This is a genomic window from Branchiibius cervicis (genome assembly GCF_042661605.1).
GTDB classification, from domain to species: domain Bacteria; phylum Actinomycetota; class Actinomycetes; order Actinomycetales; family Dermatophilaceae; genus Branchiibius; species Branchiibius cervicis.
In genome coordinates, this window is record NZ_JBHSWJ010000002.1 from 1,342,886 (window position 1) to 1,368,707 (window position 25,822).

General features: G+C 67.5%; 21 protein-coding genes and 4 tRNA genes. 13 read left to right on the forward strand and 12 right to left on the reverse strand.

What is annotated here, in order from left to right:
* Positions 1 to 123 precede the first annotated feature (123 nt).
* The 6 genes from ACFQBT_RS07120 to ACFQBT_RS07145 all read right to left on the reverse strand — a co-directional run bounded on the left by ACFQBT_RS07120 (position 124) and on the right by ACFQBT_RS07145 (position 7,495).
* The gene (locus ACFQBT_RS07120; RefSeq protein ID WP_377821510.1) at positions 124 to 474 is read right to left on the reverse strand and encodes a hypothetical protein; all 351 of its coding nucleotides are present in this window, start codon (positions 472 to 474) and stop codon (positions 124 to 126) included.
* A gap of 88 nt (positions 475 to 562) precedes the next feature.
* The gene (locus tag ACFQBT_RS07125) at positions 563 to 2,128 is read right to left on the reverse strand and encodes a helix-turn-helix domain-containing protein (RefSeq protein ID WP_377821512.1); all 1,566 of its coding nucleotides are present in this window, start codon (positions 2,126 to 2,128) and stop codon (positions 563 to 565) included.
* A 109-nt stretch (positions 2,129 to 2,237) separates the two neighbouring features.
* Complete coding sequence (locus ACFQBT_RS07130; RefSeq protein ID WP_377821514.1) at positions 2,238 to 4,349, reverse strand: 3-hydroxyacyl-CoA dehydrogenase NAD-binding domain-containing protein; 2,112 nt, start codon at positions 4,347 to 4,349, stop codon at positions 2,238 to 2,240.
* 1 nt (position 4,350) lies between these two features.
* On the reverse strand, positions 4,351 to 5,583 hold the full coding sequence (locus tag ACFQBT_RS07135; protein WP_377821516.1) for a thiolase family protein: 1,233 nt from the start codon (positions 5,581 to 5,583) through the stop codon (positions 4,351 to 4,353).
* Positions 5,584 to 5,633: 50 nt separating this feature from the next.
* The gene (locus tag ACFQBT_RS07140) at positions 5,634 to 6,905 is read right to left on the reverse strand and encodes an HRDC domain-containing protein (RefSeq protein WP_377821518.1); all 1,272 of its coding nucleotides are present in this window, start codon (positions 6,903 to 6,905) and stop codon (positions 5,634 to 5,636) included.
* Complete coding sequence (locus ACFQBT_RS07145; protein ID WP_377821520.1) at positions 6,905 to 7,495, reverse strand: DUF3000 domain-containing protein; 591 nt, start codon at positions 7,493 to 7,495, stop codon at positions 6,905 to 6,907. Before ACFQBT_RS07145 ends, ACFQBT_RS07140 begins: the two co-directional genes overlap by 1 nt.
* A gap of 64 nt (positions 7,496 to 7,559) precedes the next feature.
* Here ACFQBT_RS07145 and hemE point away from each other — a divergent pair, with 64 nt between their 5' ends.
* From hemE to hemQ, 3 genes are all read left to right on the forward strand, one after another.
* On the forward strand, positions 7,560 to 8,627 hold the full coding sequence (hemE, locus tag ACFQBT_RS07150) for a uroporphyrinogen decarboxylase (RefSeq protein WP_377821522.1): 1,068 nt from the start codon (positions 7,560 to 7,562) through the stop codon (positions 8,625 to 8,627).
* Between the two features lie 257 nt (positions 8,628 to 8,884).
* Positions 8,885 to 10,270, forward strand: a complete 1,386-nt coding sequence (gene hemG / locus ACFQBT_RS07155; protein ID WP_377821524.1) for a protoporphyrinogen oxidase — start codon at positions 8,885 to 8,887, stop codon at positions 10,268 to 10,270.
* Between the two features lie 4 nt (positions 10,271 to 10,274).
* Positions 10,275 to 10,970 carry a hydrogen peroxide-dependent heme synthase gene (hemQ, locus tag ACFQBT_RS07160; RefSeq protein ID WP_377821526.1) on the forward strand — a complete coding sequence of 232 codons (696 nt, stop codon included), beginning with the start codon at positions 10,275 to 10,277 and terminating at the stop codon, positions 10,968 to 10,970.
* A gap of 83 nt (positions 10,971 to 11,053) precedes the next feature.
* Here the strand turns inward: hemQ and msrB are convergent, their stop codons facing one another.
* Positions 11,054 to 11,485: a peptide-methionine (R)-S-oxide reductase MsrB gene (gene msrB / locus ACFQBT_RS07165; protein ID WP_377821528.1), complete on the reverse strand. Its 432-nt coding sequence runs from the start codon at positions 11,483 to 11,485 to the stop codon at positions 11,054 to 11,056.
* 84 nt (positions 11,486 to 11,569) lie between these two features.
* Complete coding sequence (locus tag ACFQBT_RS07170; RefSeq protein WP_377821530.1) at positions 11,570 to 13,987, reverse strand: lamin tail domain-containing protein; 2,418 nt, start codon at positions 13,985 to 13,987, stop codon at positions 11,570 to 11,572.
* 146 nt (positions 13,988 to 14,133) lie between these two features.
* On the opposite strand from ACFQBT_RS07170, the gene ACFQBT_RS07175 reads away from it, so the two are divergent.
* The 3 genes from ACFQBT_RS07175 to ACFQBT_RS07185 are packed head-to-tail and all read left to right on the forward strand — an operon-like array spanning position 14,134 to position 17,458.
* Positions 14,134 to 15,219, forward strand: a complete 1,086-nt coding sequence (locus ACFQBT_RS07175; RefSeq protein ID WP_377821532.1) for a DNA polymerase domain-containing protein — start codon at positions 14,134 to 14,136, stop codon at positions 15,217 to 15,219.
* Between the two features lie 3 nt (positions 15,220 to 15,222).
* On the forward strand, positions 15,223 to 16,302 hold the full coding sequence (locus ACFQBT_RS07180; RefSeq protein WP_377821534.1) for an ATP-dependent DNA ligase: 1,080 nt from the start codon (positions 15,223 to 15,225) through the stop codon (positions 16,300 to 16,302).
* Positions 16,303 to 16,306: 4 nt separating this feature from the next.
* Positions 16,307 to 17,458 carry an alpha/beta hydrolase family protein gene (locus ACFQBT_RS07185; RefSeq protein WP_377821536.1) on the forward strand — a complete coding sequence of 384 codons (1,152 nt, stop codon included), beginning with the start codon at positions 16,307 to 16,309 and terminating at the stop codon, positions 17,456 to 17,458.
* Between the two features lies 1 nt (position 17,459).
* On the opposite strand, the gene ACFQBT_RS07190 is transcribed toward ACFQBT_RS07185, so the two are convergent.
* The gene (locus ACFQBT_RS07190; protein WP_377821537.1) at positions 17,460 to 17,741 is read right to left on the reverse strand and encodes a dihydrofolate reductase family protein; all 282 of its coding nucleotides are present in this window, start codon (positions 17,739 to 17,741) and stop codon (positions 17,460 to 17,462) included.
* Between the two features lies 1 nt (position 17,742).
* Positions 17,743 to 18,117, reverse strand: coding sequence for a dihydrofolate reductase family protein (locus ACFQBT_RS07195; protein ID WP_377821539.1), 375 nt, complete (start codon positions 18,115 to 18,117; stop codon positions 17,743 to 17,745).
* Between the two features lie 29 nt (positions 18,118 to 18,146).
* Here ACFQBT_RS07195 and ACFQBT_RS07200 point away from each other — a divergent pair, with 29 nt between their 5' ends.
* A complete protein-coding gene (locus tag ACFQBT_RS07200; RefSeq protein WP_377821541.1) occupies positions 18,147 to 19,037 on the forward strand; it encodes a PPK2 family polyphosphate kinase in 891 nt (296 codons plus the stop codon).
* Here ACFQBT_RS07200 and glgX read toward each other — a convergent pair.
* Positions 19,034 to 21,223 (reverse strand): glycogen debranching protein GlgX, encoded by a 2,190-nt coding sequence (glgX, locus tag ACFQBT_RS07205; RefSeq protein WP_377821543.1) that lies wholly within the window; start codon positions 21,221 to 21,223, stop codon positions 19,034 to 19,036. The two genes, ACFQBT_RS07200 and glgX, sit on opposite strands and share 4 nt — an antisense overlap.
* An 86-nt stretch (positions 21,224 to 21,309) precedes the next feature.
* On the opposite strand from glgX, the gene ACFQBT_RS07210 reads away from it, so the two are divergent.
* From ACFQBT_RS07210 to ACFQBT_RS07230, 5 genes are all read left to right on the forward strand, one after another.
* Positions 21,310 to 22,419, forward strand: a complete 1,110-nt coding sequence (locus ACFQBT_RS07210; protein WP_377821545.1) for a YihY/virulence factor BrkB family protein — start codon at positions 21,310 to 21,312, stop codon at positions 22,417 to 22,419.
* A gap of 41 nt (positions 22,420 to 22,460) precedes the next feature.
* Positions 22,461 to 22,536: transfer RNA gene (locus ACFQBT_RS07215), tRNA-Gly, on the forward strand.
* Positions 22,537 to 22,559: 23 nt separating this feature from the next.
* Positions 22,560 to 22,630 (forward strand) — tRNA-Cys (locus ACFQBT_RS07220).
* A gap of 79 nt (positions 22,631 to 22,709) precedes the next feature.
* Positions 22,710 to 22,782 (forward strand) — tRNA-Gly (locus ACFQBT_RS07225).
* Between the two features lie 27 nt (positions 22,783 to 22,809).
* Positions 22,810 to 22,884 (forward strand) — tRNA-Val (locus ACFQBT_RS07230).
* Between the two features lie 408 nt (positions 22,885 to 23,292).
* On the opposite strand, the gene ACFQBT_RS07235 is transcribed toward ACFQBT_RS07230, so the two are convergent.
* Positions 23,293 to 24,711: a flavin-containing monooxygenase gene (locus tag ACFQBT_RS07235; protein WP_377821547.1), complete on the reverse strand. Its 1,419-nt coding sequence runs from the start codon at positions 24,709 to 24,711 to the stop codon at positions 23,293 to 23,295.
* Between the two features lie 182 nt (positions 24,712 to 24,893).
* Between ACFQBT_RS07235 and ACFQBT_RS07240 the strand changes: the two genes are divergently transcribed.
* Positions 24,894 to 25,820, forward strand: coding sequence for a LysR family transcriptional regulator (locus ACFQBT_RS07240; protein ID WP_377821549.1), 927 nt, complete (start codon positions 24,894 to 24,896; stop codon positions 25,818 to 25,820).
* Positions 25,821 to 25,822 lie beyond the last annotated feature (2 nt).

Below are 25,822 nucleotides of genomic sequence, written 5' to 3' on the forward strand. Positions count from 1 at the left end.
ATTATGTCGTGCCCGGATACGCACGAAGGACCTGGTCCGGCGCCCGACGAGGTGACTGGATTACTCGCGATGACCGCGCGCAGGTGCCGGCTGCGGCCGGCGCCGCACCACGCGCGCTGCGCTTTAGGCGTAGACGATGTGCAGGTCCGGGTTGCGCACGGCGGCGCGCGCGGCGGCCGTGCGATGCCAGGCCGCGGTGTACCCCGCGTAGCGGGGCAATGCCCGGATGAACGCGCGGTCGTCGGCGTAGACGGTCACCTGCTGCTGTCCAGCCATCCCGGCCACCACCGCATCGGTGAACCGGCTGATGGCTTCGACGACCTCGTGCAGGTCATCGGGGAGGCGCTCGTCGCCACACAGGATGCGGCGAAGGCGCGGTAGGTCGATCTCCAGCAGCCGGGCCGCGGCCGGCTCGGACAGGTCCAGCAGTTGTAGCGTCCCGGTCAGTTCAGCCGACCGCAGAAGGGTTGCCATACGACCAGCGTGGCCTAGAAGTGACATGCGTCACGTCGTACGAAAGGACGAAAGTTCGTCCTCTTTTTAGCGGAGGTGAAGACGGCGACTAATCCCTGAACGCCTGGATGTCCGCGCCGATCTCGTTCAGGCGCGAGAACAGCTCCTCGTAGCCGCGGTTGATCACGTAGATGTTGCGCAGCACCGACTCGCCGGGCGCGGCCAGCATCGCCAGCAGGATCACCACACCCGGGCGCAGCGCCGGCGGGCACATGATCTCGGCGGGGCGCCATTTCGGCGTCGGGCCGTTGATCAGGATCTTGTGCGGGTCCATCAGCCGTACGTTCGCACCCAGCGTGCCCAACTCGGTCAGGTAGATGGCGCGGTTCTCGTAGACCCAGTCGTGGATCAACGTCTCACCGTTGGCCATCGCCGCGATCACCGCGAAGAACGGCAGGTTGTCGATGTTGACGCCCGGGAACGGCATCGGGTGGATCTTGTCCTTCGGGGCGGTCAGCGTCGACGGCACCGTGGTCAGGTCCACCAGGCGCGTCGCACCGTTGGCCGAGGTGTACTCGTCGGTCGTTTCGTACTTCAGGCCCATGTCGGCCAGGATCGTCAGCTCGATCTCCATGAATTCGATCGGCACCCGCCGGATCGTGATCTGAGAATCGGTGACAATGGCCGCGGTCAGCAGCGACATCGCCTCGATCGGGTCCTCCGAAGGGCTGTACTCGATGTCCACGTCGATCTCTTCGACGCCGCGCACGGTCAGCGTGGTGCTGCCGATGCCGTCGACCTGTACGCCGAGCTCCCGCAGGAAGTAGCACAGGTCCTGCACCATGTAGTTCGGGCTGGCGTTGCGGATGATCGTGGTGCCCGGGTAGCGGGCAGCAGCGAACAGCGCGTTCTCGGTGACCGTGTCACCGCGCTCGATCAGGATGATCGGCCGGGTCGGGTGCACCGAGCGGTCCACCTCCGCGTTGTAGTAGCCCGACGTGGCGTGCACGTTCAGGCCGAACGAGCGCAGCGCGTGCAGGTGCGGCTCCACGGTGCGCTCCCCGAGGTCGCAGCCGCCCTGCATGGGCAGCTTGAACTCGTCGAACTCGTGCAGCAACGGACCGAGGAACATCAAGATGGTGCGGGTACGCCGAGCCGCGGCTTCGTCCATCGCGTCCAAGTCCAGCCGGGCCGGGGGAGTGATCTCCAGATCGGAGGAATCCGGCAGCCAGCGCGTCTTGACCCCGATGGAGTTCAGCACCTCGGTGATGCGATTGACCTCTTCGATGCGGGCCAGGCTGCGTAGGGTCGTCTTGCCCTTGTTCAGCAACGCGGCGCACAGACACGCGACACCGGCGTTCTTGCTGGAGCGCACGTCGATCGTGCCCGACAGCTGGCGGCCACCGTTGATCCGCAGGTTGATCGGGCGGTTCGGATCGGGCAGCCCGACGACGTCGGTGTCCAGCGCCTCGCTGATCCGGGTCAACATCTCCAGGCTGACGTTCTGCTTGCCCTGCTCGATGCGGGCAATCGCGCTCTGAGAGGTCTGCAACGCCTCGGCCAGCTCGGCCTGGGTCAGCTTCTTGTGCATCCGCGCATCGCGCACCAGACCTCCGATACGCGACAGCGTCTGCGCTGTCGTCTCGGACGCAGTAGTCGTCAGGGTGTCGGTCATGCGGACCAATGTAACTCATATATGAGATAAGACCGGTCGCCCGAGACCCGTGTGTCGGACGACCGGCCTCATCCGAGTTGGTCATATGCCCCAGGTGCTATGACTAATGTCACGAACCGTTCGGAAGGCACGCAACTCCCGGTGGCAGGAAGCGCTGGCCGGTGACCTTTTCGGACACGCCGAGACGGTCGAGCAGCGGTGTGACGCCGCCGTTCCAGAACGGGAAGCCGGCACCGGTGATCATCGCCAGGTCGATGTCCTGCGGCGCCGCGACCACGCCCTCGTCCAGCATCAGGCGGACCTCTTCGGCGAGCGCGTCCAGGGTCTGCTCCCGGACCTGCTCGCTGGTCAGCACCACCGGGTTGTCCGGCGCCTCGAACAGGTCCAGGACCGACGGGTCGAGCTTTCCGTCCGGGCCGTAGAACCCGGTCTTCTTCGCCTCGACCACCTTGGCCAGGTTCGGGGAGCTGTAGAACCGCTCCGGGAACGCCGCGTGCAGCGTCTCGTTGTTGTGCAACGCGATCGCCGGACCGACCAGGCCGATCAGTACGAACGGCGGCATCGGAGCGATCCCGGCGAAAGCCGCGTCCGCGACCTCGATCGGCGTGCCCTCGTCGACGATCTTGCCGACTTCGCCCATGAACCGGCCCAGCAGCCGGTTCACGACGAACGAGGGGGAGTTCTTGACCAGGATGCAGGTTTTGCCCAGGCCCTTGCCGGTTGCGAACGCCGTGGCCAGCGTGGCGTCGTCGGTGTGCTCGCTTTTGATGATCTCCACCAGCGGCATCACGGCCACCGGGTTGAAGAAGTGGAAGCCGACGACCCGCTCGGGGTGCTTCAGGTCGGCCGCCATCTGCGTGATATCCAGCGAGGAGGTGTTGGTCGCCAGGATGCACTCGGGGGAGATGACCTCCTCGCACTGGGCGAAGACGGTCTTCTTCACCGACATCTCCTCGAAGACCGCCTCGATCACGAAGTCCGCATCCGCGAACGCGGCTTTGGACGTCGAACCGGTCACGATGCCTTTGAGGAAGTTGGCCTTGTCCGGGTTCACCCGACCCTTATCGGCGAGCTTGTCGACCTCGGCGTGTACGTAGGCCACGCCCTTGTCGACCCGCTCCTGGTCCAGGTCGGTCAGCACCACCGGCACACCCAGGCGCCGGGCGAAGAGCAACGCCATCTGGCTGGCCATCAGGCCGGCGCCGACGATGCCGATCTTGGTGACCTTGCGGGCCAGCGACTTGTCGGGCGCACCCGCGGGCCGCTTGGCGCGCTTTTGCACCAGATCGAAGGCGTACAGGCCGGCGCGCAGTTCGTCGGACATGATCAGGTCGCCCAGCGCCTGGTTCTCGGCCTCGAACGCTTCCTGCCGGCTCGCCGTACGGGCCGAACCGATCAAATCCAGCGCGCGGTAAGGCGCCGGAGCGGCGCCGCCCACCCGGGCGTCGACCTGCTTGCGCGCCTCGGCGAGGGTGCCCTCCCAGGTGGCCTCGGACAGGTCGACCTCGGGGCGCTGCACCTGCTCGCGGCCGGCGATGATGTCGGCGGCGAACTTCAGCGAGTCCTCCAGGAAGGTGACCGGCTCGAAGATCCTGTCCGCGACGCCCAGTTTGAAGGCGGCCGGACCGTTCAGCATCCGGTTGTTCGATAGCGGGTTGGACACGATGAGTGTCAACGCGTTCTGTACGCCGATCAGCCGGGGCAGCAGGTAGGTCCCGCCCCAGCCGGGCACCAGCCCCAGGAAGCACTCCGGGGTCGCGTAGGCCGGCACGCCGGAGGAGATGGTGCGGTAGTCGGCGTAGAGCGGCAGCTCGACGCCACCGCCCATGGACGCGCCGTTGATGAAGCCGAAGGTCGGCACCGGCAGGTCGGCGAGCTTGCTGAAGGTTTCATGACCCATCCGGGCGATCTCCAGCGCCTGCTCCTTGGCGGAGATGGCCGGGACGGCGGTCAGGTCGGCACCGACGGCGAAGATGAACGGCTTGCCGGTGACTCCGACGCCGACGATCTCCGTGGCGGCGGCCCGCTCGGCGATGGTGTCCAGGGCGGCCGACAGCTCCGAAAGGCCCTGGGCGCCGAAGGAATTCGGCTTGGTGTGGTCGAAGCCGTTGTCCAGCGTGATCAGCACGAAGGTGCCCTCGCCGCCGGGCAGGGTGATGTCCTGCACGTGCGGGTGGGTCACGACCTCGTCAACGGTGGGCAGCGTGGTGGTAGCGGTCATGTCAAGCAACCTCTCCTGCAGCGGCGACGCTGCTGACGTAGTCCTTGTGGTGCGGGTTCTCCCAGATGACGCTGCCGCCCATGCCCAGGCCGATGCACATCGCGGTCAGCCCGTAGCGGACCTCCGGGTGCTCGGCGAACTCGCGGGACAACTGGGTCATCAGCCGCACACCGGAGGACGCCAGCGGGTGCCCGGTGGCGATGGCGCCACCCCAGGGGTTGACGCGCTCGTCGTCCTGGTCGATCCCGAAGTGGTCCAGGAAGGCCAGCACCTGCACGGCGAATGCTTCGTTCAGCTCGAACAGGCCGATGTCGTCGATGCTCAGGCCGGTCTTCTCCAGCGCCTTCTCGGTCGCCGGAACCGGGCCGACACCCATGACCTCGGGCTCAACGCCGACGAAGGCGTAGCCCACCAGGCGCATCCCGACCGGAAGGCCGAGCTGCGTCGCAGCTTCTTCGGAGGCCAGGATGCACGCGGTCGCACCGTCGTTCAGGCCGGCGGCGTTACCCGCGGTGACGTGCCCGTGCGGCCGGAACGGGGTCTTCAGGTGTGCCAGGTCCTCCATCGTCGTACCCGGACGAGGGGGCTCGTCCTGCACCGCCAGACCCCAGCCCTTCTCCTGGTGCTGGGTCGCGACCGGCACCAGGTCCGTCTGGATCTTGCCGTTGGCGTAGGCCTTGGCCAGCTTCTCCTGACTACCGACGGCGAACGCGTCGCAGCGCTCCTTGGTGATGGCCGGGAAGCGGTCGTGCAAGTTCTCGGCAGTCGAGCCCATGACCAGGGCGGAGGGGTCGACCAGTTTCTCGGCGACGATCCGCGGGTTGGGGTCGACGCCTTCGCCCATCGGGTGGCGGCCCATGTGCTCGACCCCGCCGGCGATCGCGACGTCGTAGGCGCCGAAGGCGATCGAGGAGGCGGTGTTGGTGACGGCAGTCATCGCACCGGCGCACATCCGGTCGACCGAGTAGCCGGGGGTGGACTTAGGCAGCCCGGACAGCAGGGCAGCGGTGCGGCCGAGGGTCAGGCCCTGGTCGCCGATCTGGGTGGTCGCGGCGATCGCGACCTCTTCGACCTTCTCGGCCGGCAACTGCGGGTTGCGGCGCAACAGGTCACGAATGCACTTGATGACGAGGTCGTCGGCGCGGGTCTGGGCGTAGATGCCCTTCTCCCCGGCCTTGCCGAACGGGGTGCGAACCCCATCGACGAAGACGACTTCCGAGAGCGTGCGGGGCACGGTGCCTCCAACGGTGAGACGACGGGAACGTCTCTACTCTAACTCGCTTGTTACTCGTCAGTAACAGTATCCTCCGCAGGCTGGGCGGTCGCGGCCTGCTTGATCACCGGGAGAGTGAGCTCTACCTGCCATGGGCGAGCCCCCCGTTGGGTCAGGAAACCACGAATCGTGTTGTCGTCCAACGGATCAGGCAGCTGCCACAGGATCCGGCGCAGCGTGTCCGGCTGCAGGATGTTCTCGACAGGCACGTTGCGTTCGTCGCTGATCACCGCCAGTTGCTCCCGGGCCGAGGCGAGGCGGGCCGCGGCCGCCGGGTCGCGATCGCTCCAGGACCGAGCCGGCGGGGGCGCGTCGGTGCGCGGCGGCGGGCCGGGCAGGTCCGCGGCGGGGAGGGCGTCAGCTCGGCGTACGGCGTCCAGCCAGTCGCGCTGGTAGCGCGGCACCCCGGTGTGTGCGGGCCGGGCCTTGCCCCGCCGGGAGGTGGCCTCGGTGCGGATCGCCGCCAGATCGGCAGCGTTCTTCGGGTCCTGTTTGGCCATCTCGATCAGCACGGCGTCGGGGAGCACCCGGCCCGGCGAGGTGTCGCGATCCTGCGCGATGCGATCGCGGGTCTGCCACAGTTCGCGGACCCGGCCCGTCACCCGCCGGTCACGCACGGTGTGCAGTCCCGAGGTACGTCGCCACGGTTCCTCCCGGACCGGCGGCCCGGCGAAGCGGGTCAGTGCCGCGAAGTCCTGCAGCGCCCAGTCGAGCTTGCCCTGGGACTGCAGGTCGGCGTACATCGCATCACGCACGTCGACCAGCAACTCGACATCGAGCGCGGCATAGCGCAGCCACGGCTCGGGCAACGGGCGGGTGGACCAGTCGACCGCTGAGTGTTCCTTGGCCAGGCTCACCCCCAGGTAATGCTCGATGACCGCGGCCAGCCCGACCCGCGGCAATCCCGCCAGGCGGGCACCGACCTCGGTGTCGAACAGGCTGGCCGGCCGCAGCCCGACCTCAGCCAGGCACACCAGGTCCTGGGTCGCGGCGTGCAGGATCCACTCGGCGCCGCCGATGGCGTCCTGGACCGGCGATAGATCAGGGATGGCGGCGGGGTCGAAGAGGAACGTCCCGGCTCCGTTGCGGCGCAACTGCACCAGGTAGGCGCGGTTGCCGTAGCGGTAGCCGGAGGCGCGTTCGGCGTCGATCGCGATCGGGCCGGATCCGGCGGCGATCGCATCGGCCGCGACCAACAGGTCACGTTCGGTGGCGGTGACCGGCGGGAGGCCGTCGCGCGGCGCTTCCAGGACGGGGTAGTTCTCGGAATCCGCCGATTCCATCAGCGGCGCGGCCGGGGTAGCGCGACGACGCCCTCCGGGAGGGGTGGCAGTCCGGCGAGGGTGCACAGCAGGCCGACCCAGGCATGCAGGTGGGCCGGCAGTTCGAGCCCGGTCGGGGACCACGAGGCGCGCACCTCGATCTCGGTGCTGGTCCCGCTGTCGCTCAGGCCGCCGTACCCGCTGGAGACCACGTGGGTGACGGTCCCGGAGGGGGCATGGAACGGCGCGTCGTGCCCCTCGAGGGCTTCCAGCAGCCAACTCCACCCGACGTCGTTGAGCAGCGGGTCCTCACCCAGCTCGGGTTCGAGGTTCGCGCGCGCGAAAGTGACCACGCGCCAAGCGCCCTGCCATGGTTCGGGGGCAGCCGGGTCGTGCAGGACCACGAACCGGCCGGAGGCGAGTTCGCGGTCATCATCGTCGTTGCCGGAGGCCAGCACGTCCGCGGTCAGCGCCATGGCGTACGGCGCGACCCGGCTCGGCGCGGGGACTTCGGTGAGCACCACCTCGGGACGGGCGGTCACTCCCGCAAGGTCGCGAACGACCTGGTCGAACGTCGACTCGGGAGTCGAACTGATGTCTCTGCTGGGCACGTGATCAGCGTAGGTCGCTCGGCCCACGGGACGCGGCAACGGCGCGCCGTGCGACGATCGCTCGGTGACCCTCGAACTACCGACCGCCGGAGATCCCCGGGACAGCGATCTGGTGCGGGCCGCGCGCGGGCTGCCCGTCCGGCGGACCCCGGTGTGGTTCATGCGCCAGGCGGGACGCTCGCTGCCGGAATACCGGGCGATTCGCGAAGGGACCTCAATGCTGCAGGCCTGCCGCACCCCGGACCTGGTCACGGAGATCACGCTGCAGCCGGTGCGCCGGCACGGGGTGGACGCGGCCATCTTCTTCAGCGACATCGTGGTGCCGCTCCAGGCGGCGGGCGTGGACGTGCAGATCGTCCCCGGTGTCGGTCCGGTCGTGGCGAACCCCATCCGCACCGCTGCAGACGTCGAGGCGATGCCGTTACTGGATGCCGGGGCGGTCGAGGACATCGCGACCTCGGTGCGGCAGATCACCGCAGCGCTCGGCGGGGTGCCGCTGATCGGCTTCGCGGGAGCACCCTTCACGCTGGCCAGCTATCTGATCGAGGGCGGTCCGTCCAAGAACCACGAGCACACCAAAGCGCTGATGGCCGGTGCGCCGGAAGTCTGGAATGCATTGTGCGCCAAGCTCGCTGACATCTCCGGGACATTCCTGCGGGTGCAGGCCTCGGCGGGCGCATCGGCCGTTCAGCTGTTCGACTCGTGGGTCGGGGCGCTGTCGTTGCCGGACTACCTGCGGTACGTCCAGCCGCACAGCGCCGCCGCGCTGGCCGCCGTCGCGGACCTCGATGTGCCGCGGATCCACTTCGGGGTCGGGACGGGGGAGCTGCTGGCGGCGATGGGCCAGGCGGGCGCCGACGTGGTGGGCGTGGATTTCCGGGTTCCGCTGGATGTCGCTGTCGACCGACTGGACGGTGCGTACGCGGTGCAGGGCAACCTGGACCCGGCGCTGCTCTTCGCCCCCTGGGAAGCGTTGCAACCGGTGATCGCGGACATCCTGGCGCGCGGTAAGGCTGCGCCGGGACACATCTTCAACCTCGGCCACGGGGTGCTTCCGAACACAGATCCCGACGTGTTGACCCGTGTCGTTGAGGAAGTACACGCCCTGTCCGCGCAGGCGCCGTCCGCGTAGGGGGCGTTGTCCGTCCGCAACACAGGGACACTCGACCCGGGCACGCGGCGGGGGTCGTCGTACGGGGCGCAACACAGGGACACTCGACCCGGGCAGGCGGCGGGGGGTCGTCGTACGGGGCGCAACACAGGGACACTCGACCCGGGCAGGCGGCGGGGGGTAGTCGCCGGGGCACAGAACAAGGACACTCGACCCGTGAAGTCCGGGTAGGCGACCCTGACATGCGCCGTGACGGACGGCGGTGAGACGGTAGAGGCATGGCGGACATCGTGGTCGTCGGAGCCGGGATCGCCGGTCTGGCCGCTGCTGAGCGGCTCCTGCAGCAGGAGCCCGGCGCGGACATCGTGGTACTGGAGGGATCTTCGCGCGTCGGCGGCAAACTGCACGTGGGTGAGCTCGCGGGACAGCAGATCGACCTGGGCGCGGAGGCCGTACTGGCCCGGCGCCCCGAAGCGGTCGGTCTCATCGATCAACTGGGGCTGACCCGCGAATCACCGGCAGCGGTTGGCGCGAGTCTGTGGAGCCGTGGCGCTTTGCGCACCATGCCGCAGGGCACGTTGATGGGCATTCCGGCCGACGCATCGACGCTGGCCGGGGTGCTCGACGCGGACGAAGTGTCCCGCGCCGCCCACGAGCAGCCGGTGCATGTCGAGGGTGACCTCAGTCTGGGATCCCTCGTCGAGCAAGCTCTGGGCCCAGCAGTCGTCGACCGGTTGATCGAGCCGCTGCTCGGCGGGGTGTATGCCGGGGACGCGCGGAAGTTGTCGGCCCAGGCCTGTCTGCCCGCGGCGTACGACGCGGTCGCTGCCGGTGGCACGCTGACGGCGCTGGCGGCCCGCGCTGCGCATGCACCTCGCTCGGACGCGCCGGTCTTCGCGAGTCTCGCCGGCGGCATCGGCGGACTGCCGATCGCGCTGGCGCAGCATCTGGCAGCCAAGGGTGTCACCATCGAGACCGGCGCCATGGTGCGCGAAATCGCCTATATCACAAACGGATTCGAACTCACGGTCGGGTCGGCCCGGGAGCCGCGAACGCTGCGGGCCGAAGCTGTGGTGCTCGCCGCGCCTGCCGCACCGACGGCCAGGCTGCTGCGCGACATCGCCCCCGACTCGGCGCAGGCTCTGGCCGCGATCGACTACGCATCGATGGTGCTGGTCAGCTACGCCTTCGAACGCGGCGCGATCCCCGATGACACCTCCGGCTTCCTGGTGCCCCCGGTGGAAGGCCGGGACATCAAGGCGTCCACCTTCTCCAGCGCCAAGTGGCCGTGGCTGCGGACGGCCCTGCCGGCGTACGACGTGGTGCGGGTCTCCTTCGGTCGTGCCGGTGAGGTGCACACCCTCCAGCGTCCCGATGAGGAGCTGGCTGCCGCCGGACTGGCCGACCTGGCAGGGGCCCTCGGGCGGGCCTTACCCGCGCCGGTCGACACTCGTGTGCAGCGCTGGGGTGGGGGATTGCCGCAGTACGCCGTGGGGCACCTGGACCGGGTCGCCGCCATCCGCGCCGGCCTGCCGGCGGGCCTGGCGGTTGCGGGCGCCGCCTACGACGGCGTCGGCATCCCCGCCTGTATCGCTTCCGCGCACCGCGCGAGCGACCAACTTCTCACCCGGTTAGCCGGAACCACGCAAGAAAGCGAAGAATAGAGATATGTCCGACCAGACCCCCGACGTCGAAGCCATCAACGCCTCCATCCGGTACTGCATGTACTCGGTCTTCAAGGCGACCCGTGAGTTGCCTGCCGAGCGCTCGAACCTGGTCTCCGATACGACCGCGTTCTTCGACAAGATCGCGACCGAGGACGTGGTCGTGCGCGGTCTGTACGACGTGGGCGGGCTGCGCGCGGACGCCGACCTGATGATCTGGTGGCACGCGGACGACGTCGAGTCGCTGCAGGCCGCGTACCGCGGATTCCTGGCGACCCCGCTGGGCCGGACCCTGGACCCGGTGTGGAGCAACGTGGGTCTGCACCGCCCGGCGGAGTTCAACCGCTCGCACGTGCCGGCCTTCCTGGCGGGGGAGCCGGCGCACAAGTACTTGTGCGTTTACCCGTTCGTGCGCTCCTACGAGTGGTACGTGCTGCCGGAGGACGAGCGTCGGGAGATGCTGCGCGAACACGGCCTGGCAGCAAGGGATTACGCGGATGTGCGCGCCAACACGGTGTCGTCCTTCGCGCTCGGCGACTACGAGTGGCTTCTGGCGTTCGAGGCCGACGAACTGCACCGGATCGTCGACCTGATGCGCGAGTTGCGCAACACCAGGGCCCGGTTGCACGTGCGCGAAGAACTGCCCTTCTACACCGGACCGCAGACGAGCGTCGCGGAGTTCGCGGCTCGCCTGCGGTAGGGATAGCTACTGCCGGACTCTTGGATCGGATTTCACCCGGAATCGGCGCCTCGAGGTGAAATCCGATCCAAAAATCGAGGTGCTCAGGCCTCCTGCGGGGTCAGGCGCAGACTGATCGAGTTGATGCAGTACCGCTGGTCGGTCGGGGTGGGGTAGCCCTCGCCCTCGAACACGTGACCCAGGTGCGAGCCGCAGTTCTTGCAGCGCACTTCGGTGCGGACCATGCCGTGCGACCGGTCCTCGATCAGCTCGACGTTGTCGGCCTCGCTGGGCTCGTAGAACGATGGCCAACCGCAGTGGCTGTGGAACTTCTGCGTGCTGCGGAACAACTCGACGCCGCAGGCGCGACACGAGTAGACGCCTTCGGTCTCGGTGTCGGTGTATTCGCCGGTGAAGGCGCGCTCGGTGCCGGCCTGCCGCAACACGGCGTACTCGGCGGGGGACAGCTGGTCGCGCCATTCCTTGTCCGACTTGTGCACGCGGTAGCTGGTGGTGGCCGGGAACTGGTCGTTCACGACGTACTCCTTCTCACTGGTAGGGAACGTCCGCTTTGATCAACAGTGTGACCGGGGCGTTCGTTCCCTACGGGTGGAGCGGGTTCAGCCCAACCAGGAGGGCCACAACTGCAGGCGCACCACCTGCGGGTCGTGATCGGAGTCCTGGTCGGAGAATTCGGCGTTGGTGTGCACCACGTCGTAGCGGTACGCCGGACCGGAGAACGGCAGCGGGATCTGCAGCCCCTTGCTGATCAGGATGTGGTCGAGCACCTGGGAATTGCCCTCGTAGTCGTAGGTGTACCGCTCGGCCGGCGGCAGGGTCCGCGGCAGGTCGGTCAGCGCCGTGCGGCCGCTGCCGACGAGGATGTCCGCAGTCTGGCTGAACTCGAAGTCGTTGAGGTCACCCAGCACGATCACCTTGGCCAGCGGATCGGCCTTGAGCAGCGAGTCGACGAAGCCCCGGACGGCGGTCGCCTGGTTGTGCCGCTGGGTCTCCGAGGACCGCAGCGGCTGCTGGAACCGGCCGAACAACGGGTCGTCGCCGCCCTTGGAGTTGAAATGGTTGGCGATGACGAAGAGCTTCTGGCCCTTGTAGCTGAACTGTCCGACCAACGGCTTACGCGATGCGGTCCAGGCGCCGTTGGTGGGGTCGATGCGTCCGGGAGAGGCGGACAACCTCGTTCCGAACCACGAGCCCACGACACTGGTGGCCGTCGTCGCGTCGCCACCGGGGATGTCAGTGAAGCTGACGCCGCGGTCGGTCCGGAAGATGAAGACCTGCCGGATGTTGCCGCCCGGCTGACCGCCGTCGGTGTCGTTGGTGGGGTTGATCCACCGGGCCTGGTACGCCGGGCCACCAGCCGCCTTGATGGCCGCGATGAGCTTGGTGATGGTGTCGGTGGAGTCGACCGTACCGTCGTCGGTGGCGCCGCTGTTGTCTTGGATTTCCTCGAGCGCGACGATGTCGGGCGCCTTCAGGTTGCCGACGATCTGACCGGCGAGCCGGTCGAACTTGGTCTGCGGGTCACTGGGGGCGAGGTTCTCCACGTTGAAGGTTGCGACGGCGACCTGTCCCTTGCTGGCTGCCGACGCCGTCTCCCGTTGCAGCCCAGCGGATTTCAAGCTGCCTGTGCTGGTGGCCAGCAGGTGGAAGTTGCCGAAGCTGTAGTCGAGTACGCCGACCGTTGGCCCCTCGTAGACATCACCGACGTTGGCGGAGGGCACCGAGACCGAAGGCAGCAGGCTGTCGTCGAGGATCAGCCGCATGGCGTTGGGCTGGTCGTACCCGCCGTACACCACACCGCCGTGCGCGGACCGGGTGGCGGTGACGTTCTGCCCGGGGATCACGGGCGTCTCACCGTAGGAGGGGTTGGTCGGTCCGACGGCAACGGCGTCGTCCAACTCCACGCGCATGCCCTCGAGGGACTCATCGAAGTCGATGGCGCTCTTGGTGGGGTCGAAGGTGCCGGCGGTTTCGATGTCTCCGGGATCGCCGTCCTTGACGGTCTGCTGGGGTGCGATCCGGTCCTTGCCGATCACCACGGGAGCCGGCAGCGGGTTGCCGCTGCTGACGATGGCGGTGGTCGGGTTGGTCAGTTCGGTGGTCGTGAGGTTCGCGGTGCCGCTGCTGCCGCCGGGGCGGTACTCACTCACCGTGCCCGCCGCGGTCACCGCGTCGCCGACCCTGGCGCTCGGGGCGCTCTTGGTGAAGACGAACAGGCCTTCGCTGGTGGCCGGGTCGTCGTCCGGAGTCGTGGACTGGATCCAGTATCCGGTGCTGCTGGTGGCGGTGACCACACCGGCCACGTTCTTGACGGCCTTGCCCTCCAGCGGCGAACGGTGCGCGGCGCCCTGGACCTGCTCGATGGTGGCGTCCTGACCGGTGGGCGGCGGCGTGGTGCCTCCGCCGCCACCGGTCGTGCCGCACTGGCCGACGGCGCCGGTCGAGTTGTTCGGGGCCGGGGTCGCGGTCACGAAGTCGGTGGAGTTGTCGTCGGTGTCGGTGCAACCGCTGGTGCGCACGTCGGCCAGCGTGTTGCTCGGCGCGGGGGCCGGGGCGGTCTCGGAGACGGACGCGGTGCTGCCGTAACCCAGCAGGTCCACCGTTGTCCCGCCGGCGTCGACGATGGCCACCCGGCCGGCCGTGGCGGACATGGCGATGGTGCCAGTGGCGTCCGGGGTGGGCAGGGCAGCCGCGGCGGCATTGGAGCCGTCGGCCTCCTTGATCAGGTAGTGATGTCCGCCGTCGATGCTGCCGGTCAGCGGGGTGCTCGAGGCTGTGGTGCCGGCCGCGGACCAGTACTGCAGTTTCCAACCGGTGAGGTCGATGGCCGCTCCGGAGCGGTTGTAGAGCTCGACGAAGTCGGAGGCGTACGGCGCCCCGGAGTTGCCGCCGCCACCGAACGCCTGCGAGATGACCACGGTCGAGGAGGCGGCCTGGGCGTGCGGAGCCAGTGCCAGCGCCGGCAGGCCGGCGATCGGGATGGAGCACAGGAGAGCGAGAGCGCGACGGCGCGGCATGGGGGACCTTCCGGGGTGGGGAACAGGTGCAGGAGGGCGGTCGTTCGACGGGCCCCGGGTAACGCTAGGTAGTACATCCGCCCGATGGGGTCTTGCGACGGTGAGCGTTCGGTAAACAGTTGGTGGCTGCCCGTAGGCTGCTGGCCATGGCCTCGAAACCGGCTGCCACCGTCACCGTCGACGACCGCGAGGTGCGAGTCACCTCTCCCGACCGGGTCGTCTACGCGGCCACGTCGCGGACCCCACAGATCACGAAACTGCAGGTGTGCGAGTACTTCTCGTCGGTCGGTGCGGAACTGATGACCGCGGTGGGGCAGCGTCCGACGGCGATGGAGCGTTGGCCGGACGGGTGGCGGGAGGGCATGCGCCTGGCCACCGGCCCGCAGGACCGTGAGGGCGACGGTTTCTACCAGAAGCGGCTGCCCAAGGGCGCGCCGCCGTACGCGGAGACCGTGCAGGTGCGCTTCCCCAGTGGCCGTACCGCGGATGAATTGTGTCCGACCGAACCGGCCGTGCTGGTGTGGGCGGCTCAGATGGGTGCGCTCACCTTCCACCCCTGGCCCGTACGGCGCGCCGACGTCGATCACCCCGACGAGTTGCGCCTGGACCTGGATCCGCAACCCGGCACCGGCTTCACCGATGCCCAGCGAGTTGCGGCCCTCGCGCGGACGGTGTTGGAGGAGTTGGGTATCCGCGGGTACTGCAAGACCAGCGGCAACCGCGGGATCCACATCTATGTCCGGATCCAGCCGCGCTGGGGTTTCGAGGAGGTCCGGCACGCCGCGATCGGTTTCGGCCGGCTCCTCGCGCAACGTGACCCCGGCGTCACGACTGCCTGGTGGAAGGAGGAGCGCGGGGAGCGGATCTTCATCGACTTCAACCAGAACAATCGCGACCGGACGATTGCCTCGGCCTGGTCGCTGCGGGCTCGTCCCGGTGCGCCGGTGTCGACGCCGATGACCTGGGAGCAGTTGGCGGCGATGACCGATCCGCGTGAGTTCAACCTGACCACCGTGCCGGACTTCGTGGCCGAGCACGGCAACGCCTGGGCCTCGATGGACGATGAGGCGTTCTCATTGGAACCGCTGTTGGAGTTGTGGGAGACGCTGCCCGGCGGTGAACTGAACTTCCCACCCGACTACCCGAAGATGCCCGGCGAGCCGCCGCGGGTGCAGCCTTCCAAGAAACGGGTCGATCACTGGGACGCCGACGGCAACCGGATCGAGGACTGAACCATGGATCTGCCTGTGATGCCGCCGGTCTCACCCATGTTGGCCAAGTCGGTGAAGGAGATCCCCGACATCGGTCACGTCGAACCGAAGTGGGACGGCTTCCGCACGATCGTGTTCCGCGACGGGGACGAGGTGGAGCTGGGTAGTCGCAACGAGAAGCCGATGACGCGCTACTTCCCCGAACTGGTTGAGGCGTTGAAGGTGAACCTGCCGCAGCGGTGCGTCGTCGACGGTGAGATCGTCGTGATCGCCGGCGACCGGCTCGAGTTCGAAGTGCTGCAACAACGGATCCATCCCGCGGCCAGCCGGATCGCGAAGCTGGCGGCGGAGACGCCGGCCTCGTTCATTGCCTTTGACCTGCTGGCCTTGGGCGACGAGGACTTGATGCAGGAGCCGTTCGAGCGGCGCCGGGCTCTGCTGGAGTCAGCGCTTGCCGACGCCCGCGATCCGGTCTTCCTCACTCCGAAATCGAACGAGCTTGCGGTTGCGCAGGATTGGTTCACGCAGTTCGAAGGAGCGGGTCTGGACGGCGTCGTGGCCAAACCGCTGGACGGCACCTATCAACCGGACAAACGCACCATGTTCAAGATCAAGCACGAACGAACTGCCGACTGTGTCGTGGCGGGTTACCGGCTGCACAAGACCTCGACTGCCGAGAGGCCGCTGCTCGGTTCGCTGCTTCTCGGTCTCTACGACGGTGATCGGTTGCAGCACGTCGGCGTCGCCGCCTCCTTCACCGCTGCCCGGCGCGGCGAGCTCATCGACGAACTCGAGCCGCTGACCCACGACGTGCAGGAGCATCCCTGGCTCGAGTGGAAGGAGTGGGCCATCGCCAATCCCGACCGGGTTCCCGGCACTCAGAGTCGCTGGAGCCAGGGCAAGGACCTGTCCTTCGTGCCGGTGCGCCCGGAGCGCGTGGTGGAGGTCGCCTACGAGCACATGCAGGGCAACCGGTTCCGGCATACCGCCCGGTTCCGCCGCTGGCGCCCGGACCGCGACCCGAAGTCGTGTACGTACGAACAGCTCGATGAACCGGTCGATTTCAGCCTCGCGGACATCCTGGGCTCGGGTCGGGGACAATAGGGGTATGAGTCGACGCCGCGTGATCGCCGGATCGGTCGCCGCCAGTGTGGCGGGCACCGGCGTACTGGGCACCGCTGCCGGGCTCAGCATCGCGTCCTACTTCGCGCGTCAGGTCCTCTCGCCGAAGCCTCCGCTGCCCGACGTGGACATCCTGGGGTACGACGAGGCCAGCGTGACCTTGAGCCTGACGCCTGCGACACAATCGCCGGGCAGGTACAGCCTGTACTGGGACGGGCGGGACTCGCACGCACGGCTCGGCGCGGTGATCGAGCGCACGGACGGGCACGTCGTACGTGAACTGCTGGGGGTCGATTTCGGTGAATTGCACGAGGGACCGGGCAGATTCACCGGGTACTTCTATGCGGGTCCGCCGGCCACGACGTTGCCCCTGCCGATCGAGGACGTGTCGATCGACGGTCCGCTGGGTGAATACCCGGCGTGGATCGTGCGCGGTCCGCACAGCCGGGGCGACCGGTGGGCGGTCCTGGTGCACGGTCGGGCTGCCGCCCGCGCCGAGACGCTGCGGGCCGTGACGCCGCTGACCGACGTCGGCTGGACCTGTCTGAGCCCGAGCTACCGCAACGACCAGGATGCGCCGGCCGACCCGGCAGGACGCTACGGGCTGGGGTTGACCGAGTGGCGGGACGTCGAGGCGGCGGTCGCCTTCGCCTACGCGCAGGGTGCCGGCGACGTGATGCTGGTGGGCTGGTCCATGGGTGGGGCGGTGTGCCTGCAACTGCTGGATCTGTCCGCGTACGCCGAGGGGATCAGCCGCGTGGTGCTGGATGCCCCCGTCGTGGACTGGGAGGAGACGATCGACTTCCACGCGCGGCTGAACCGCGTGCCCATGCCGCTGAACCGGCTGGCGCAGCGCGCGGTCGCCAGTCCCACCGCGCACGGGCACTTCGCGGGTCTGTCTGAGCCGCTGGACCTTCCGGCAACCAACTGGGTGCGTCGGGCCACGGAGTTGCGGACTCCGACGCTGATCATCCACTCCGAGGACGACGATTTCGTGCCGTACGGCCCGTCGGCGGCGCTGGCTACCGCGCGACCGGACCTGGTGCGGTTGGAGCCCTGGCAGGTCGCGCTGCATTGTCGGGAGTGGAACACCGATCCGGATCGCTGGGAGCGTGTGGTGCGGGAGTTCGCGAGCTGACTCACTGTCCGGTGTGCCAGCGCGCGAGTAGCGTGCCGTCTTCTTCGAGCAGCCCGGCGAGACGCAGGGGCACCGTTGCCGGTTCGCCGTGCAGGATGCGTCCGCCGCTGCCGGCCACCGCCAACGGGCTTGTGGTCAGGCACAGTTCGTCGAACTGCCCGGTGCTGAGGAGTTCTCCGGCCAGGGTGGGACCACCCTCGGCCAGGACATGGTGGTAGCCGCGGTCGTGCAAACGGGCCACCACACCGGGGATGCCGTCCTCGCTCACCGCGACTGCGAACACCTCACCGCCTCCGCTGGTGTCGACCCTCGGGTAGGCCCTGGCTGGTAACGACGGCCATGGCGGGATGAGGGGAGCGTCCGGCACGCAGCCCCGACCAGGCTGGTTCGGTCTGCGGAGCGGCGTACCCCTCTGCGGCGACGGTGCCGGCACCCACCAGGATCACGTCGGCCCAGGCACGCAGCAGGGCAAAGACGCGGTGGTCGGCTCCGGTGTTGATCGAGCCGGACAAGCCGTCTGCTCCGACGGCCGAACCGTCAACAGTGGCAACCATATTCAAACGCAACCAGGCGCGACCAGGTGGCAGGTCGGCGTACCGCTGGACCAAATCGGCATCGGACAGGTCAGGTGTCGGCGTCCTGTTCAGGAGATCACGCATATTTCGATTGAACCGTGCCACGATGGGTTATGGCTAAAGGGAAATCGAAGAAGTCCAAGAAGAAGCAGCAAGGGCAGCTGTGTGACCGGATTGCCGATGCGCTGGTGGTCGGTGACGGTTTCGATGTGACCGCGGTCGACCCGGCATCCACTCCAGAATTCGACGGCAAGGAGAAGGACGCCGTCAAACTGCAGCAGAAGTCCTCCGCCGAGATGTCGGACCTGCAAGAGCGGTTGTATGCCAACAAGGGCACGGGCCCGGCGGTCCTGCTGATCGTGCAGGGGATGGATACCTCCGGCAAAGGGGGCATCATGCGGCACGTAGTGGGCCAGGTCGATCCGCAGGGCGTCCATCTGACGTCGTTCAAGGCGCCGACCAAGGAGGAGTTGTCCCATCCGTTCCTGTGGCGGATCCGCAACGCGCTGCCCGCCTCCGGGATGATCGGGGTCTTTGACCGATCGCAATACGAAGACGTCTTGATCGTGCGGGTACGCAACCTCGTCCCACCGACGACGTGGAAGCGGCGCTACGGCCAGATCAACGCCTTCGAACAGTCGGCAACCGACCGCGGTATCCACATCGTCAAGGTCATGTTGCACATCTCCCCGGACGAGCAGGCCCGGCGGTTGACCCAGCGGGTCAGCCGACCGGACAAATACTGGAAGTACAACCCCGGCGACGTCGACGAGCGCGAGCTGTGGCCGGCGTACATGGAGGCGTACCAGGCGGCACTGGAGAAGTGCTCGACGCAGATCGCACCCTGGTACGTCATACCCGCGGACAATAAGTGGTACGCCCGGTTCGCCGTGCACAACCTCTTGTTGCGGCAGCTGCGGTCCCTCCAACTGGACTGGCCGCCAGCCGATTTCGACCCGAAGGTCGAGAAGAAGCGGATCGCGGCCAGTCTCCCGGAGAGCTAGTTCTGCGGCGGTGTGACCGCCGCGTCGGTGGGGCGTTCCTTGGCCTTCTCGGGGTTGGCCGGGGGCCGCTCACGCTCCTGCGGAACCGGTGACTGCAGGACCACGATCGAGCGCGCCTGCAGCGTCAGGCGGGAGCCTTCGGGGAGGTCTTCGGCGACGTCCGTGGGGTTGTCGTCGTGGGTGTGCAGCGCGATGCTCCACGTCTCCTCGGTCACGCCCTTGGGCAGGATGAATTCGACGTCCTCGTCTGCGGCGTTGAACAGCAGCAGGAAATTGTCGTCGACCACGCGACGGCCGCGCACGTCGGGACCATCGATGGCGTCGCCGTTGAGGAAGACCCCGAGGCTGCGCGCGAATCCGGTGTTCCAGTCGTCGTCGGTCATCACGTTGCCGGCGGGGTTCAGCCAGGCGATGTCGCCGGCGTCGCGCCCGTGGGCGTCACCGCGGAAGAACCGGCGCCGGTGGAACGTCGGGTGGGTTCGGCGCAGAGCGATGAGGGCGCTGGTGAAGTCCAGCAGATCCTCGTTCTCCTCCGACAGATCCCAGTCGATCCAGGTGATCTCGTTGTCCTGGCAGTAGCCGTTGTTGTTGCCGTTCTGCGTGCGGCCCAACTCATCGCCGTGTGCCAGCATCGGCACGCCCTGGCTCAGCATCAACGTGGTGAGGAAGTTGCGTTGTTGGCGGTTTCGCAACGTGTTGATCTCGGGGTCGTCGGTGGGGCCCTCGGTGCCGCAGTTCCAGGACTCGTTGTCGTCCGAGCCGTCGTTGTTGTCCTCACCGTTGGCTTCGTTGTGCTTCTGGTTGTAGGACACCAGGTCGCGCAAAGTGAAGCCGTCGTGGGCGACGACGAAGTTGACCGACGCGATCGGACGGCGACCGGAATGTGCGTACAGATCGCTGGATCCGGTGATACGAGAAGCGAATTCGCCCAACGTGGAGGGCTCGCCACGCCAGAAGTTGCGCACCGTGTCTCGGTAGCGGCCGTTCCATTCAGACCACAGCGGTGGGAAGTTACCGACCTGGTAGCCGCCGTCGCCGAGGTCCCAGGGCTCGGCGATCAGCTTCACCTGGGAGATCACCGGGTCCTGCTGGATGATGTCGAAGAAGGCCGACAGGCGGTCGACCTCGTGGAACTGCCGGGCCAATGTTGCAGCCAGGTCGAAGCGGAATCCGTCGACGTGCATGTCGGTGACCCAGTAGCGCAGCGAGTCCATGATCAGTTGCAGCACGTGCGGGTGCCGCATGAGCAGGCTGTTACCGGTACCGGTGGTGTCGTAGTAGTGGCCCTGGTCGCCGTCGACCAAGCGGTAGTAGGCCTGGTTGTCGATACCGCGGAACGCGATGGTCGGGCCGAGTTCGTTGCCCTCGGCGGTGTGGTTGTAGACGACGTCGAGGATCACCTCGATGTTCGCCTCGTGCAGTGCCTTGACCATGGTCTTGAACTCGGCCACCTGCTGACCGTCCTGACCGGCTGCGCAGTATGCGTTGTGCGGCGCGAGGAAGCCGATCGTGTTGTAGCCCCAGTAGTTGCTCAGGCCCTTGTCGATCAGCGTCGTGTCCTGGACGAATTGATGCACGGGTAGTAACTCGATCGCGGTGACGCCCAACGAGGTCAGGTGCTCGATGATCGCGGGATGCGCGATGCCGGCGTAGGTGCCGCGGATCTCCTCCGGCACGTCCGGATGGGTCATGCTCAGGCCCTTGACGTGGGCTTCGTAGATCACGCTCTCGTGGTACTCGTGCTTCGGCGGCCGGTCGTGACCCCAGTCGAAGAACGGGTTGACCACGACGGACAGCATCGTGTGGCCCAGGGAGTCTGCGTCGTTGAAGGCGTCGGGGTCGTCGAACTTGTAGCTGAACAGCGATTCGTCACCGTCGATCTGGCCCTCGATCGCCTTGGCGTAGGGGTCCAGCAGCAGCTTGTTGGGGTTGCACCGCAGACCCTGTGCCGGGTTGTAGGGTCCGTGCACCCGGAAGCCGTACCGCTGACCGGGCTGTAGCCCCAGCATGTAGCCGTGCCAGACGTGCGCGTCTACCTCGGTCAGGTCCATGCGCTCTTCGGCGCCTTGGTCGTCAATGAGGCACAACTCGACCCGCTCGGCGACTTCGGAGAACAGGGCGAAGTTGACTCCGCTGCCGTCGTACGTCGCACCGAGCGGGTAGGGGTGGCCTGGCCAGATCTGCATGGGCCCATTGTGGTGCACGGGAATCGATGCCTCGCACGGCTACCGTAGGAAGGGGTACGAGACAGGGCGAGAGGACAGGAGATCCGGTGTCGGTGACGACGCGACTGCGGGCAGGAGTGCTCGCGGTGGTGGGACGGATACCCGGTGGCCGTACCGTCCTCGAGCTCGTGCTGCGGACCATCAAGATCTGTATGGACAACCGGGTGACCGGATTGGCCGCGGAGGCAGGCTTTTTCGCGTTGTTGTCGCTGCCTCCGTTGCTGTTCGGGCTGCTCGGCGGAGTGGGTTACCTGAGCGGCTGGCTGGGCGCGAACACCGTCAACCTGGTGCTGAACAGCATTCGGGAGTACGCCGAGCGCTTCCTGACCGAGCAAAGCCTGCGAGATGTGCTGATGCCCACACTGGCCAAGGCCCTCGACACGCCGAGACCGGACATCATTTCCGTGGGTTTCCTGGTGTCGTTGTGGTCCGGCTCACGTGCCCTGAACGTGCTGCTGGACACCGTGTCGATCATGTACGGGCAAGGTGGCCGGCGCGGCATCGTACGGACCCGTGTCCTGTCGTTGTCCTTGTACTTCATGGCCATCCTGATCGGCGCCATCGTGGTGCCGCTGATCGTGATCGGCCCCGGTCTGCTGTCGGACTGGCTGCCGGGGGAGTTGCGCTGGCTGATGGTTTTCTACTGGCCGCTGGTCGCGGGCCTGACCGTGGCCGGGTTCGCGACGTTGTTCTACCTCTCGACGCCGCACCGGACGCCCTGGAAGCGGGACGTGCCGGGCGCCGTACTCACCTTGGTCATCTGGCTGCTCGCCTCGGTCGCCCTGCGCTACACGCTCGCCAACTCCGTCGCCGGTGCCAGCACGTCCATCTACGGACCCCTCGCCGCATCGATCGTCGTGCTGATCTGGCTCTACTTCCTGGGTATCGCGGTCCTGATCGGGGCAGCCTTCAACGCGGCCACCATGCAGAAGTGGCCGGTGGACACCCGTGACCCGGTGCACATCTGGGTCCAGCAGCGCATCGAGACCTCCGTCGCGCGGCGGCGGGCAGTCGCCGATCCCAGCGCGCCCACGGAGCCGGTGCTCCTGCGCCGGGCGGCGGTGCGGTTGCCACGGTCGCGAACCCGGGCCGATGAGGGGCCGAAACCCCGTGACGAGGACGTGTCGCGTTTGGATTCGTCTCGCGCGATCGGTTAGTCTCAGGCGGCACGAAGCGCAGAACTGCGCGGGTTGCACGTGCGGACATAGCTCAGTTGGTAGAGCGCAACCTTGCCAAGGTTGAGGTCGCCGGTTCGAGCCCGGTTGTCCGCTCCAGTGGCCGCCCGTCGGCCGCGCCTGGTGGAGTGGCCGAGAGGCGAGGCAACGGCCTGCAAAGCCGTCTACACGGGTTCAAATCCCGTCTCCACCTCGGACCCCCGTTTTGCTGCGGGGGAGTGCACTCGGATAGAGTTCACGACGTTGTCCAGCCGGGATCGGCGGGGCAGCAGGCGGACATAGCTCAGTTGGTAGAGCGCAACCTTGCCAAGGTTGAGGTCGCCGGTTCGAGCCCGGTTGTCCGCTCTGAAGATCGCTTCGGCGGTCTTCTTTGGGCGATTGGCGCAGCGGTAGCGCGCTTCCCTGACACGGAAGAGGTCACTGGTTCGATCCCAGTATCGCCCACCATCGTTTGAGGCCCCTGACCAGCGGAAACGCAAGGTCAGGGGCAACTCGGCCCATCCGTGCAGCGAGGACCCCGACGGACACTCGACCATCACCATCAAGGGCAGCGTCTGGGCTTGGAAGCCGATGGCCGCACTGGTCAACGGCACCACCGTCCGCGGGAGCGTCACGGCCCTGGGTGGCGGATCGCCGCAGATGCCGTGGTCGGTCAAGAACAACACGGTCGGCGGCAGCATCACGATCTCCGAGCGTCTTCATCGTCCAGAACAAGATCGCGCGCAACCTGATCTGCTACCGGCTAACGCCAGGGGTCTCGGGTGGATTCGTTCCCGGAGCGGTGAATGTGGTGGGCGGCAGCGCCCTCGGTCAGCGCGCGGCGTTGGTCTGAGCCAGGGTGGATGCGGTCGCAGGTCAGACCAGGACTGAGTCGTCCTCCCGGTTCGCTTCCGCATTGCGGCGTGCCATCGAAGCGTAGAAGTCCACGTCGTCGTAGCCGGTGGGCAGCGCAATCCCGAACTCGGTGCGCGCGGTCTCCGGGATCGCGTACAACACGGTCTGGGCGTCGTACTGCGCCTCGTTCCGCGGGGTGTCGGCGAACGGGAAACCGGCCCGCATGTCCGGGTGGTACTCCTCTTTGAACCGCCGCAGGTTCTCGGCGTTCTCGCCGGTGAGGATGGCGTTGGCGTCGGCCGCGGCATAGTTTGCGCATATGTCGTAGAGCGTCCAGCCGGCGCCGACGGCGGCGTGGATCGTGCCCCCGCTGTACAAGCCCGGCTGCCCCGGGAAGAAGACCTCGAGATGGAGCCTCGGGTGACCGCGGCGATACTCGACGATGTCGTCGGGCAGGAAGTCGTAGCGCACCTGGTATCCCGTCGCGAAGACAATGATGTCGATCTCCTCCGCCGTCCCGTCGTCAAAGTGCACCGTCGATCCGTCGACCCGGGTGATATCGGGCCGCCGCTGCAGCAGTCCGTGGGTAAAGGCGTGCAGCACCGTGTTGCTCACGATCGGGTGTGTCTCGCCGATCGGGCCCTCCGGCGCGGGCAGGCCGTAGGCGCTCAGATCGCCGACCGTCGCGACGATGAGATCCATGAAGTCCTCTGGCTTCATCCCGGTCATCCACGGCCGCTGCGCGATCGCGGCTCGGCCGTCGAGGAAGTCCGGTAGAGCGACCCCGAAGATCTGCTTGGGGAAGAACCAGTACGGCCTGCGGGTGGACAGGAACGCGGCCGATGCGTGGAACGCGGCATCGGAGGCGATGTCCACCCCACTGTTGCCCGCCCCGACGACGAGCACCCGCTTGCCCTCGAACAGCTTCGGCGAGCGATAGTCCCGGGAGTGCATGGCCGTCCCCGTGAAGCTGTCCAGGCCCTCGATCTGTGGCAACTGGGGTCGCCACTGGGTGCCGATCGCGCTGTAGACGCCGCGGTAGTCACGGACTTCCCCGGTGGACAGGCGCACCCGGTAGAAGCGGCCCTCCTCGGTGTCGATGGGCTCGACCTGCTCGACCGAGGTGTCGAACTGACACAACGCGTCCAGTTCGAATTCCTGGGCGAAGTCGCGGATGTAGTCGCGCAACTCCGACCATTTGGGGTACATCGCGAGGTCGTCGGACATCGGATATCCGACGAAACCGCCCGCAATGCGCGAGGAGATCATGCTGCACGTCTCGTACATCGGTGTGCCGGGGTTGTCGATGTCCCACAACCCACCCACGCTGTGGTGCCGCTCGACGATGTCGACCTCGATGCCGTAGCGCCGGAACGCACGGGCGGCGATCAGTCCGTTCGGACCGGCTCCGATGATGAGGAAACGGGTGGGCAGGGGCATGGACGATCTCTTTTCCGGGAGCTTGGCAATCGGGATGGGGCGGGTACGACGCCCTCGTGTTGTCGAGTGTCGTGCGTCACATCGGCCGACGTACAGGTCGATTCCCGTAGGCCTGCGTACGCCGGAGTTAATGGGGTGCGCCGCACTAGCCTTGAGCCACCTGCGATGAAGGAGGTGCCGCTGTGTACGAGAACGCCGCCCGCCTCGACGTCGGCCTGCGCGGACTGCACGCCTTCGTGATCCTGGCCGAAGAACGGCACTTCAGTCGCGCCGCTGCCCGGCTCTTCGTGACCCCGCCCGCGCTCAGCCAGCAGATCCGACGTATCGAGTCATCGCTGGGTGTGCGCCTCATTGATCGCGAGGCACGACCGCTCGAACTCACCGATGCGGGTCGCCTGCTGCTGGAGCGTGCGCACCGGATCCTGCAGGAAGGTGAGGATCTGGCTACCGGGCTCGCCCGAGTACGCCGTCGTGAATCCGCAACACTGCGAATCGGATTCGTGACGGGCGCGGCGGGATCCCTGACCGGCCACATCCTGGGTGCGTTGACCCGCGGATTCGAGTTGGAGCAGATCGCGTGGACTGAGCAGACGTCCGCCGTGGCTTCAGGTGAGGTGGACGCCGCGTTCGTTCGTCCGCCCCTGCCCGCGGCTGGCGGTATCGAGCTGCAGACCGTCGTGGTCGAGCCGCGACTGGCGATGCTGCCGCCGGGTCATCGGCTGGCCGGCCGGTCATCCCTGTCGGTCCTCGAGTTGAACGACGAAGTCCACGTGACGACCGATCGCATGCCATTGCAGTGGTTGGCCTGGTGGTCGGTCGACCCGAGGCCCGACGGGCGCCGGGTGACCTTCGGGCCCGTCGTGCACACCATGGACGAACAGGTCCAGACCGTCGCAGCCGGCCTGGCCGTCGGGATCACCGCCGGATCGATCGCCGATCTCTACCTGGGTTCGGGTGTCGTGTTCGTCCCCCTGGACGATGTCGAGCCGTGCACGGTCGCGTTGTGTACGCGATCCCGGGACAGTCATCCAGGAGTGATCGAGCTGCGGCGCGTGGTGTCGGAGCTGGGAGCACACGAGATGGCGCCCGACCGTCGCCGGCGGCGATGATG